General features: G+C 72.1%; 10 protein-coding genes and 1 pseudogene. 4 read left to right on the top strand and 7 right to left on the bottom strand.

The annotated features are described in order from the left end of the window. The first annotated feature begins 25 nt into the window (after positions 1-25). Together ACIA73_RS01235 and ACIA73_RS01230 are read left to right on the top strand one after the other, a co-directional pair. Complete coding sequence (locus tag ACIA73_RS01235) at positions 26-1060, top strand: helix-turn-helix domain-containing protein (protein WP_399436135.1); 1035 nt, start codon at positions 26-28, stop codon at positions 1058-1060. Positions 1061-1114: 54 nt separating this feature from the next. Continuing rightward, a complete protein-coding gene (locus ACIA73_RS01230; protein ID WP_399436134.1) occupies positions 1115-1465 on the top strand; it encodes a VOC family protein in 351 nt (116 codons plus the stop codon). On the opposite strand, the gene ACIA73_RS01225 is transcribed toward ACIA73_RS01230, so the two are convergent. Beyond that, on the bottom strand, positions 1462-1908 hold the full coding sequence (locus tag ACIA73_RS01225; protein ID WP_399436133.1) for a nuclear transport factor 2 family protein: 447 nt from the start codon (positions 1906-1908) through the stop codon (positions 1462-1464). The genes ACIA73_RS01230 and ACIA73_RS01225 overlap by 4 nt on opposite strands. A 93-nt stretch (positions 1909-2001) precedes the next feature. On the opposite strand from ACIA73_RS01225, the gene ACIA73_RS01220 reads away from it, so the two are divergent. Further along, entirely contained in the window at positions 2002-2580 is a 579-nt protein-coding gene (locus ACIA73_RS01220; protein WP_399436132.1) for a PadR family transcriptional regulator, read from the top strand. A gap of 42 nt (positions 2581-2622) precedes the next feature. On the opposite strand, the gene ACIA73_RS01215 is transcribed toward ACIA73_RS01220, so the two are convergent. The 5 genes and pseudogenes from ACIA73_RS01215 to ACIA73_RS01195 form a co-directional block, all read right to left on the bottom strand. After that, entirely contained in the window at positions 2623-3612 is a 990-nt protein-coding gene (locus ACIA73_RS01215) for an AAA family ATPase (protein ID WP_399436131.1), read from the bottom strand. Between the two features lie 3 nt (positions 3613-3615). After that, entirely contained in the window at positions 3616-4824 is a 1209-nt protein-coding gene (locus ACIA73_RS01210; protein WP_399436130.1) for an RNA ligase, read from the bottom strand. A gap of 85 nt (positions 4825-4909) precedes the next feature. Then, positions 4910-5392 carry a carboxymuconolactone decarboxylase family protein gene (locus ACIA73_RS01205; protein WP_399436129.1) on the bottom strand — a complete coding sequence of 161 codons (483 nt, stop codon included), beginning with the start codon at positions 5390-5392 and terminating at the stop codon, positions 4910-4912. Between the two features lie 98 nt (positions 5393-5490). Beyond that, positions 5491-6555, bottom strand: a pseudogene (locus tag ACIA73_RS01200) (dihydrodipicolinate reductase); the annotation flags it as partial. A 94-nt stretch (positions 6556-6649) separates the two neighbouring features. Then, positions 6650-9217: a glycoside hydrolase family 3 C-terminal domain-containing protein gene (locus ACIA73_RS01195; RefSeq protein ID WP_399436128.1), complete on the bottom strand. Its 2568-nt coding sequence runs from the start codon at positions 9215-9217 to the stop codon at positions 6650-6652. Positions 9218-9504: 287 nt separating this feature from the next. On the opposite strand from ACIA73_RS01195, the gene ACIA73_RS01190 reads away from it, so the two are divergent. Beyond that, on the top strand, positions 9505-10059 hold the full coding sequence (locus ACIA73_RS01190; RefSeq protein ID WP_399436127.1) for a YciI family protein: 555 nt from the start codon (positions 9505-9507) through the stop codon (positions 10057-10059). Positions 10060-10162: 103 nt separating this feature from the next. Here ACIA73_RS01190 and ACIA73_RS01185 read toward each other — a convergent pair whose 3' ends face one another. Then, the gene (locus tag ACIA73_RS01185; protein ID WP_399436126.1) at positions 10163-11218 is read right to left on the bottom strand and encodes a LacI family DNA-binding transcriptional regulator; all 1056 of its coding nucleotides are present in this window, start codon (positions 11216-11218) and stop codon (positions 10163-10165) included. Positions 11219-11252 lie beyond the last annotated feature (34 nt).

Below are 11252 nucleotides of genomic sequence, written 5' to 3'. Positions count from 1 at the left end.
GGCCCGCTCGCCCTATTCTCCTGACATGGAGGCACTCTCGGAACGCCTGGCGGACCTGGACCCGCACGCGCACGGCGCGATCCGGGTCGTCACGTTCTACGACACCCTGATGCGCCGACGCGTCGACCTCCCCGCCCTCGCCCGTGCCTCGGCCGCCCTCGCCGGCTGCGACGTCGGCATCCGGCTGGACGGCACCCGGCAGGTCGTCCGCTTCTCACCCAACGGCGCCCCGGCCCCCACCCCGCCGCACCCCGCGTCCACCACCGCCCCGATCACCCTCGACGACGAGGAGATCGGCAGCGTATGGCTGGAACGCACCGCCGCCCCCGGCCCCCTCGACGAGGTACTCCTCGACCGGCTCGCCCTCGCCACCGCAGCGGTCGTCGAACGCTACGGCCCCGCCCGCACCACCATGGCCGACCCCGCCCTCGTCGAACTCGCCATCGGCCCCGACACCGACGAGGCCGCCCGGGCAAGGGCACTGCGCCTGCTGGGCTTCGCCGCCGCGCTGCCGGTCCACGCCGTCGCCGTACGCTCACCCGTCCCGCTCGACCGGCTCGGCGCCCTGATCTGCCCGACCGGCCACCTCAAGGCAGCCCCGCTCGCCGACGTCGGCGTCCTCCTCGCCACAGCCGTCACCACCTCCACCCTCCCCACCGGAACCCGCGCCGGCACCGGCACCGCCGACACCCCCGACCGCGCCTGGCGGCAGGCCCGCACCGCCCTCCGATTCACCACCGTGCGTCAACCGGTCGTCCACCACCACGAGTTGGGCGCCCTCGCCCTGCTCGCCGAGGTCCCCCGCGACACCGCACGCCACAACCCCGACGTCATCGCCCTCGCCCGCATCGCCGACAACCCCGACGACCTGAACACCCTCGACACCTACTGCGCCACCGGTTCCCTGCGCCGCGCCGCCGACCTCCTCCACCTCCACCACAGCAGCGTCGCCCGCCGCCTCGACCAGCTCACCAGAACCCTGAACATCGAACTCACCGAACCCACCGGCCTGCTGCGGGCCCGACTCGCCCTGACAGCGTGGCGACTCCTCGACGACTGAGAATCCCTCGGCACCGCCCCCACGCTGCTGGTCGGTACCGACTAGGGTCGCCGGATGACCTTGGAATGGGAACAGGTAACCGTCAAAGCGGCAGACCCGGTGGCTCTCGGGCAGTGGTGGACCGAGGCCCTCGGCTGGGTGGTCGTCGACCAGGACGACGACGTGTTCGAGATCCGCCCGGAGCCGGAGCGCCTGCCGGGCCTGCTCTTCGTACGGAACGACGAGGAGAACAACGCGCTGAACCGCCTGCACTGCGACTTCCGCCCCGACGACCAGGCCGCCGAGGTGGCCCGTCTGCTGGCCCATGGCGCGAAGCGGGCCGACATCGGCCAGGGCGAGCAGCCGTGGGTGGTCATGCACGACCCCGAGGGCAATGAGTTCTGCGTCCTCGGGCAGCGTCACTAGGCGGAGGCGGAGGCGGAGTCGGAGTCGGCGCCGATCCGGGCCGGCTCGGCCTCCGGGCCCGCCGCCTCCGCCGCGATCCGCTCGAACTGGGCGCCCATCGCCTCCGACAGGGCCTGCGCCGCGGTCAGCGGACGGACCATGACCGTCAACGCGTCGATCCGGCCCGCTTCGTCGAAGTGCAGGAAGTCGCAGCCCTCGATCAGCTTGCCCGCCACGGTCGCCGTGAAGACGAGGGCGTGGTCGCGGCCCTCCGGGTCGCCTATCTCACGGACGTAACGGAAATCCTCGAAGACGCGCATCACCCCGCGCAGGATCGCGCCGGTGATCGCCGCGCCCTGGTACGGCTTGAACGCGACCGGGCTGGTGAACACGACATCGTCGGCGAGCAGCGCCTCGATCGCTGCCTCGTCGCGGTCTTCGACTGCCTTGCGGAAGGGGTTCACGGCGACTCCGGGAATAGTCAATTAGTTGAATAGGTGTGCCGGTGAGTATGGGGGGACGGGAGCGATAAGTCCACAGCTTGCTACGGTGCCCGCATGGCACTGCGCAACGCCGTGATGGCGGCCCTCCTGGAGGGCGAGGCGTCCGGGTACGACCTCGCCAAGAGCTTCGACGCCTCGGTCGCCAACTTCTGGATGGCCACCCCGCAACAGCTCTACCGCGAACTGGAGCGCATGGAGACGGAAGGGCTGATCGCCGCCCGGGTGGTGCAGCAGGAGCGACGCCCCAACAAGCGCCTCTTCGCCCTCACTCAGGCCGGTCGCGACGCCGTGCACGCCTACACCGCCGAACCCCCCGGCCGCCCGAGCGCCATCCGCGACGAACTCATGGTCAAGGTCCAGAGCCTCGACGCGGGCGACGCCGAGGCGGTGCGCGCGGCCATCGCTGAGCGCCAGGACTGGGCCAAGGACAAGCTCGCCCGCTACGAGAGGCTGCGGGACCGCTTGCTGGACGGCCGCAGCGAGGACGACTACCTCACCGACGCCGAGCGCATCGGCCCCTACCTCACCCTCCAGCGCGGCATGGCCTTCGAGCGGGAGAACCTCCGCTGGAGCCGGATGGCCCTGCGGGTACTGGACCGGAGGGAGGCGGCCCGCCCCCTCCCGCACCCCTGAGCCGCCCCCCGCGACCCCCTTGGCCCGCCCCAGTCAACGCCCCTAGAAAGCGCCGTAGTTGACCTGCCAGGTCGGCAGTCCCATCCGCCGCCAGAGCTCCACCACCCGGTCGCGGTCGTCCAGCGAGACCCGTACCGCGAAGCGCTCGCGGACGTGCTTGTCGAACAATTCGGCCTTGACGAGGTCGTCGCGGCGCTGGTCGCCGGAGGGGCGCATCCACAGTTCGTCGTACGGGACTTCGTGGCGGGTCAGCCACTCCTCGGTCTGCTCGCGGAAGTCCTCGCTGCGGCCGGAGAGCAGGACCAGGGTGTCGCCGTGGGCGGACCGGAAGGCGTGCAGGGCGTCGCGGACGGAGGGGTTGAGGAGGTCGGTGCCGCAGCGGGAGAAGTCGTAGGGGCCGCGGTCGCCGGTCAGGGCGAGGGTGCCGTCGATGTCGCACATCACGGCGGAGGGGAGGGTGGGGTCGGCGACGTAGGGAACCACCGGGGGCTGGTCGTTGAGCCAGTCGGCGGTGAGGCGCCAGCCGCCCTTCTTCGCGTTGGTGTGCTTCTGCGCGAGGATGCGGATGATCTCCTCGCCGACCGGGCGCTCTCGTGCGGCGTCACGGCGAACGCACTCCTCGACGGGGACGTCGGTGAAGTCGTGGACGACGAAGCGGGCCTGCCCCGCGACGGCCGCCTTGAGGCGCTTGGGGATGTGCTGGGTGAGGTGGGTGTTGTCGACGACCACGTCGAAGCCGCCGTCGACGGCCGCCCGGACCGCCGCGTCCTGGGTGGTCAGGACGGTCTGCTCGTGGGCGAAGGAACGAGTGCGCTCCTCGCCCTCGGCGGCCGGAATGTCGAGCATCGCGCGCAGGTCGTCGAGGTTGACCCGGCGCATCCGGCCGCCGGATGCGGCCTGGAGGTGGCGCGCGGCGGTGGTCTTGCCGGAGGCGGGGAGGCCGGTCATGACGTGCACGGTGGGCAGGGGAGGCAGGGCGGGCGGGGGAGTGGGCTCCACGGCTGCTGCCGTGGAGGCCTCGGTGTCGGTCATGGTTCAGCTGTCCTCATCGTTCGTGAACGGGTCGGCGGTCACCGGCTTCAGCGACCGCCACACCATCAGATCGGTGGGCCGCCCCTCCAGCCGCAGGAACATCGCGGACCGCAGCTCGCGTTCCGTCATCTCCTGCGCCGCGCGGGCGAAAGCGGCCCGGTCGCCCGCGAGCGGGGCGATCTTCGCATACGCCGCGTCGATGGCCCGCTCCCGGTCGGCCGCCCGCGCTTCGAGGCCGTCGACCACCCGGCGCACCCAGGCGTCGAACTCGTCCGGTACCTGCTCAAGGAGGTCGTCCAGCGGACGCCCCGCCCCCGCTTCCGCCACGGAGCAGGCCACGGCCTGGGCGATCTGCTGGGGCGGCCGGCCCGTGTCGGCGAAGCGCTGGATGCCGTACCGGGTCCAGATGTCGCGTTCGGTGACGCCGGTCAGCACCTTGTGCAGCCGTACGTACTCGGCGATCTTCGCCTTCGCGCGCAGCCCGGACGTGAACCGCAGCACGAAGCCCTCGGCGTCGGTGCCGGTCGCCGCGGCACCGCCGATGTGGGTGCTGGAACCGGTCAGGGCGAGGAGGTCGGCGAGCGGCATCGCGGGCCACACCCGCACCACGGACCCGATCGGGCCCCACCCCTCGGCTGCCCGCGCCAGCGGGACCTCGGCCCCGTCCGCGCCGAAGGCGGCGAGCAGGACGAGGTCGCGGCGGTCGCCGTAGTCCACGACGATCCGGTTCTCCGGGTAGAGGATCTCGGCGAGGTACGTCGTCCCCGGGACGAGCGCGGAGGTGTCGAGGGCGGCGAGGCGGCGCTGTGCCCAGGTCGCCTGCTCGCTGGTGAAGGAGCCCTTGGAGGCGACGTGCCAGCGGCCGCCGTAGTGGAAGACGATGCCGAGGCTGCCGTCGACCTTGTCGTACACCTCGAAGGGCTCCTCGGGGAGCGCGGCCGCGTACGGGCGGCCCGCCGCGTGCTCCGCCACATTGAAGAACTTGGGCAGCGGCAGCGCCACCACGTCCCCGCACTCGTCGTCCACGACCAGCCCCCGGCACCGCAGCGTCGCATCCGACCAGGCCTGCTCGAACTGGCAGGTGCGGGTGTACGCGTAGATGGACAGCGGCAGCGAGGGGTGCTGGCGGCGTGTCACATGACCGGTCTCGACCGCCTTGGCGAGATCGGCGGGGGAGAAGAGGGTGTCGAGGGCGATGCGGGAAGGATTCATAGGTCTACTCCTGTTTATGTGCCTCCATTCTTCTCCGGGAAGGGGGTCGTGAACAGCGATTTTGCGGGGCGGGGCTGACGTACCGTCAATGTCCGGGCAGTACGCAGACGGTGTCCAGGCCCAGCACCCGGTTGAGCCGGCCGAAGGCCAGCCAGGAGCCCAGGCACATCGTCAGCTCCACGACCTCCGCCTGGCTGTAGCTGCCGGACATCCGCTTCCAGAAGTCCTCGTCGATGCCGTGGTGGTCGAGTGCGTACCGCTCGGCGTACTCGGCGGCGAGCCGGGTCCTGGTGTCGAACGCGTCCGTGGTGCGCCACTCGGTCACCGCGCCCGCGAACTCCTGCTCGACCTTCTCGCCATCGCGGTCGGTGCGCCAGTCCAGGCAGAACAGGCAGCCGTTGATCTGCGCGATCCGCAGCCGCGCGGCCTCGAACTCGCGCAGTCCGAGCGTGGTGTGCGTGTACACCGCGAGCGCCAGGTCGGCGGCGGCGGGGCCGATGCCCGGGACCAGCTCGCCCCAGACGTAGGAAATGGGTTCCTTGCCCTCGGGAATGTCGATGTAGGTCATGAGCTGCCCTTTCCTGGGCTCGGGCTCTGGTTCGGGCGTGGATTCTGGCTCTGGTTCGGGCCTGGATTCGGGCTCGGGCTCGCGCTCGGGCGGCCCGCGCCCAGTCGCCCGACCGCCGGTCGCAGCGGCACGTCCAGTGCGTCGTACAGCCCGGGCTTCGCTCCGGCGAGCCAGTCGATCGCACCGACCAGCCGCCCGACGGCGACCGCGTTGCCGCCCGCCGAACGGTTCTCGTCCTCGTCGTCGGCGGTGAGCGTCAGCTCCATGCGCGGGCGTCCCTCGACGATCACCCGGTGCGCCCCGGCCCCGTCCGGTGGCTGCGGCCAGTCCGGAGCGCAGGACGGGTGGATGCGGGTGACGTGCTCGATCACCAGGCGCGGTACGCCCCCGACGATGCCCTGCACCTCGAACCGGACCGCACCCTGGGTGCCCGCCGCGAACTCGCCCATGGTCCGGGTGTGCAGCGTACTCTCCAGCGGGCGGCGCTCCAGGGTCTCCCGGATCTCGTCCAGTTCGGCGCCCAACGCCCTTGCCATCAGCCGGAGTTGGCCACCCCACACCATGGTGGGGATGCCTTCGGCGAGCATCAGGGGCTGGTACGCCATGGGGTGGCCCATGCCGATGAGGTCGCGCACCGAGTCCGGCTGGTCGTACGTCGAGTAGTCGAAGACCTCCTGGCAGCGGATCACGTCGACGATGCTGCCGAGACCGCTGAGCAGGAGGGGGAGCGAGTCGTTGCCCCAGCCGGGGTCGATGCCGGAGACGAAGAGGGCGCCGCCGCCCTCGGTGGCGGCGGCGAGCAGCGGCTCGCGCAGTTCGGGCGGGGCGCTGCGCTGGTCGTAGAGGGCGTACAGGGCGGGAGTGACCACCACCGCGCCCGCGCGCAGTGCCCGTAGGACATCGGCGTGCGCCTCGTCAGGGCGGATGTCGCCGGAGGCGGCGTACACGACCGCGCGGGGGTTGGTGGCGAGCACCGCATCGATGTCGTCGGTGGCGGTGACTCCCAGCTTGCCGTCCAGCCCGGCCAGGTCGGCCGCGTCGCGGCCCACCTTGGCGGGGTTGTGCACCAGGACGGACGTCAGATCGAGCTCCGGATGGGCGTCGACGGCACGGATCGCCGCGCGTCCCACATTGCCTGTTCCCCAGACAACCGTGGAAATCATGCGGCGGAGGGTAGCGCCGCGAGCATGGGTTTCCCATAGCCGTGACGTGGGGGATGCGCGGGGCGGGGGCCGTGGGCATGCGAAGAGTAACCCTCTAGTGAAGGTTGAGAGTCACTTTCGGTTCGGCACCCGAAGACCCTTGGCTGCCGCCGAAACCGAGGCCGCGCCCTCCCTGCGCCGGACCGCCCGCAGCGCCCAGCACGACGGTCCCCGCCAGGCGCAGGTCCTCCGCGGAGTCGGCGATCCAGAGCGAACGGCTGCCGGTGCCCAGCACCCAGGCGCGGCGGGCGGTGCTCCACGAGGACAGCTGCCGGGGGGCGACCTTGACCGTGACGTTCTTGGACCGGCCGGGGCGGAGGGAAACGCGCCGGTAGCCGGCCAGGATCCGGGGTGGCTGGCCGATCTGGTTGGCGGTGAGGTCGGGTGACGGGCCCAGGTAGACCTGCGGGACGGTGACGCCGGGCCGGTCACCGGTGTTGGTGACGGTGAACCGCACGGTGAGCGAGCCGTCGCGTTCGGCCTCCGCGGTGAGGTCGGCGTGCTCGAAGGTGGTGTACGACAGGCCGTGGCCGAAGGGGAAGAGCGGGGCGGTGCCGGTCGCGGTGTGCCAGCGGTGGCCGGCCAGGATCCCCTCGGAGTAGGTGACGGTGGAGCCGGTGCCGGGGTAGCGGCCGGGATCCTGGGCCGTGGCGTGCGAGTCGTCGTCGGTGGGGAAGCTCTGTGTGAGGCGGCCGCCGGGATCGATGTCGCCGCACAGCACTTCGGCGGTGGCCCGGGCGCCTTCCTGGCCGGGGTAGTACATGTGCAGGGCCGCCGCGACCTCGTCCAGCCAGGGCATCGCGACCGCGCCGGAGGCGTTGAGCACGACGACGGTGGGGGTGCCGGTCGCGGCGACCGCGCTGATCAGGGTGTTCTGGTTGCCCGGCAGGTTCAGGGTGGTGCGGTCGTGGCCCTCGGTGGCGTCCTCGTAGGCGAACACCACGGCGGTGCTCGCCGCGCGGGCCGCCGACACGGCTTCGGCGAGGTCGGCCGCCCGGGTCGACTCGCTGAGGTGCCGCAGCCGCACCTGCTGGCCCTGGGCGCCGCCGTTCGCGGTGAGGTCGATGCGGTGGGTTCCCGCGGTCAGTTCGGTGGTGCAGCGGCGCAGGACGAAACCGCCCGGGGCGGTGCGCAGCAGCCCGCCAACGGCGAACTCGGACCCGGGCACCGGCCGGAACGGGTCCACACCGTCCACGAGCAGGTGCGGCGCCGCACCCGAGTGGTGCAGGACCCAGGTCCAGGTGCCCGCCTGCGGGACGGTGATCAGGGCGTGCATGGTGCGCGTCTCGCGGGCCGGGACACGGAGGTCGTCGAGGCTGGTCGAGGGGGCGACGAGCGGGTGGCCGTAGATGTTCTCGCCGAGTGCGGTACGTACCTGGGCGCCGCGCTCGCGGAACACCGTCTCCGGGCTGTCCGCGTGGGCGGGATCCACATAGGCGCTGCCACCACCGGAGACGAAGGGTCTGAGCGCGGTGGGCCCGATCAGCGCCAGCGAGGTGGCCCGCTCGTCGCTCAGCGGAAGGGTGGCGTGCGGATTGTGGAGCAGGGTCGCGCCCGCGCGGGCGACGTCGAGTGCGGTGCGGGCACCGGATGCGGCGTCGTGGTCGGGGCGGCCCGGGGGCCACTCGTCGAGGAGGTGGAAGCGTTCCTGGACGCTCAGGATCCGGCCGACTGCCGTGTCCAGGGCGGCTTCCGGTACGGAGCCGTCGGCGATCGCCCGCCCGAGCGCGGCGCCGAAGTGGGTACTGCCCGGCATCTCCATGTCCAGGCCGGCGGTGATCGCCTGTGCGGTGGAGTGGGTGGCCCCCCAGTCGCTCACCACCCAGCCGGTGAAGCCCCATTCACCGCGCAGCAGGTCGGTGAGCAGCGGACGGTTCTCACAGGCGTAGCTGCCGCGCACCTTGTTGTAGGAGCCCATCACGACACCCACCCCCGCCGCCACGGCAGCCTCGAAGCCGCGCAACTCCATTTCTCGCAGCGGCTGTTCCTCGATCTCGACATCGACCGTCAGCCGGTCCGCCTCCTGGTTGTTCAGGGCGAGGTGCTTCACCGCCGCGACCGCCCCCTGCGCCTGGATGCCCTGGATCTCGGCCGCCGCGATCTGAGCGGTCAGCAAGGGGTCCTCGGAGAAGGTCTCGAAATTGCGGCCCGCATACGGGGTGCGCATCAGGTTCACCATCGGAGCGAGCACCACATCCGCCCCGAACGCCCGCCCCTCCTGCCCGAGCACGGTCCCGTACGCGTCGGCCAGGCGGGGATCGAAGGAGGCCGCCAGCATCACCGGTGCGGGCAGTGCGGTGGAGGCCCGCCCGCGACGCAGTCGGACACCGGCCGGCCCGTCGGTGAAACGCAGCGGCGGAATTCCCAACCGCTCCACCCCGGCGGTGAAGCCGATCGGCCTGGCGCCGGTCGGGTCGGTGCTGCCGTGCACCAGCATCAGCTTCTCCGCCCGGGTCAGCCGGGCCAGCAGCCCCTCGACCCGCGCCGAGAACCGGCCCCCGTCCGCCCCACCCGGACGCCCCCGGTCAGCGGCGACGGCCATGGGCACCCCACCGGCCGTGGCGGCGAGCAGTGCGCCCCCGAGCCCACGCAGCGCATCTCTCCGCGAAACACCTGGAACCATGCGGATGGACCTCCTGAAGGAAGAATGGAGCGGGGCCCAAAGCTTCCATACCGAGGCGGCCACACCCCTGAGGCGCGTCAACCACCGATCCGCAGTCACCTGTCCGCACCGAGAACCACACCGACGGGCGCAGCGAGAACCGCCCCGACAGCCGCACCGACAGCCGCGCCGAGAACCGCACCGACAGCCGCACCGACAGCCGCGCCGAGAACGGGGTGACCCGGGCGGCCTCTTGGACCGCCGCCCTGCCCTCGACACCCGCCCCGCCCATCAGGCACCCTCCGATCATGGAATTCCTGGCCTACCACCGCGACCGTCCCGACTCCCTCCGCCTCCGCGAACAACTCATCGAAGCCCACTGGTCCTACATGGACCAGTACGCCAAGGAACTCATCGCCCGCGGCCCCACCTTCGCCGCCGACGGCGAAACCCCCACCGGCAGCGTCCACATGGTCGACCTCCCGGACACCGCCGCCGCCCGCGCCTTCGCCTTCGACGAGCCCAACTATCAAGCGGGTGCGTACCGTGACGTCCTGCTGCGCCGCTGGCGCAACCTGCTGGGCCGCACCATGTGGGAGTTCCCCGGCGACGAGAGCGTCGGCAACCGCTACCTGGTGCTCGGCCTGGGCGAGGGCGAACCCGCCGACACCGTCGTCCCCGCACACGTACAGGACGATCTGTTCGCCTACGGACCGCTGCTGGGCGACGACGGCGACACCTGGCTGGGCACGGCGGCCCTGGTCAGGGCCCCGGACGAGGACACCGCACGCGCGGTCCTGAGCTCCCCGGACCGGTACGCGGCCATCGAGGTCCACCCCTGGGAGCCCGGCGGACGGCGGTAACAGGGGCCCCTGTCACCGAGTGGCGATCCGCGGTGGCCTGCGCGACGCAGGGGCCGCCAGGCCCCCCGTCACCAACTCCCGGGGGCGAGCGAAAAGCCCGCTCTCAGCGGTGACCCACCGTCAAGGTCGAGCGCCGTACGACCAGTTCAGGCTGGAGCACCACACTCCGATGGGAGTGCTTCACCTGCGCGGCCCCCGCGTCCACCGCCAGTTCCTCAAGGAGCAGTTCCGCCGCCAGCGCCCCCATTCGTGCGGCCGGCTGCCGTACCGAGGTCAGCGGTACGGCAGCGGCGGACGCGAACTCGATGTCGTCGTACCCGACGAGCGCCAGTTCCTCCGGCACCCGTACCCCGGCCGCGTACATCGACTGGAGCAGCCCGAGCGCGAGCAGGTCGTTCGCACAGAACACGGCGGTCGGCCGCCGGGCGAGCCCGAGCAGCCGGGCGCCCGCGTCCCGTCCGGCCGCCACGTCCAGACGCTCGGTCGGGATCTCGCGCAGCGCCTCGGGCGGCAGCCCGGCGGCGGCGAGCGCGGCCAGCGCGCCCTCGCGCCGGTCCTGCACCTGACGGAGCCTGGCGGGCCCGCCCACGAAGGCCACCTCCCGGTGCCCCGCCTCCAGCAGATGACGCACCGCGAGGGTCCCCCCGGTGACGTCGTCCACCGAAACCGAGCACTCGGTGCCGCCCTCCGCCACCCGGTCGACCAGCACGAACGGAATGCCGTGCCGGCGAAACCCGTCGATGGTGCGGCCCGTCGCGTCGGCCGGGGTCAGCAGCACCCCCCGGACCCGCTGCTCGGCGAAGAGCGCCAGGTAGTCGGCCTCCTCGGCGGGATCCTGCGCACTGTTGCAGACCATCACGCCCAGGCCCGCCGCGCGCACCGCCCGCTCGGCGCCACGGGCCATGTCCACGAAGAACGGGTTGCCCATGTCGAGAACCAGCAGCGAGATCATCCGGCTGCGGCCGGCCCGCAACTGCCGTGCCGACTCGCTGCGCACATAGCCGAGCCGCTCGATGGCCGCCTGGACCCGGTTACGGGTGGCCTCGGCCACCGAGTCGGGGCGGTTGATGACATTGGAGACCGTCCCGACGGACACCTTGGCGGCGCGGGCCACGTCCTTGATGCCGACCTGGCCTGCCGGATGTGCCGTGTGTGACATGGGGTCCGTACTCCTGGGGCGCTGGGTGCCGGTG

The sequence above is a fragment of the Streptomyces sp. NPDC051561 genome (genome assembly GCF_044454195.1).
In the GTDB taxonomy this organism is placed as follows: domain Bacteria; phylum Actinomycetota; class Actinomycetes; order Streptomycetales; family Streptomycetaceae; genus Streptomyces.
This window is presented reverse-complemented; position numbering and strand designations above follow the sequence as displayed.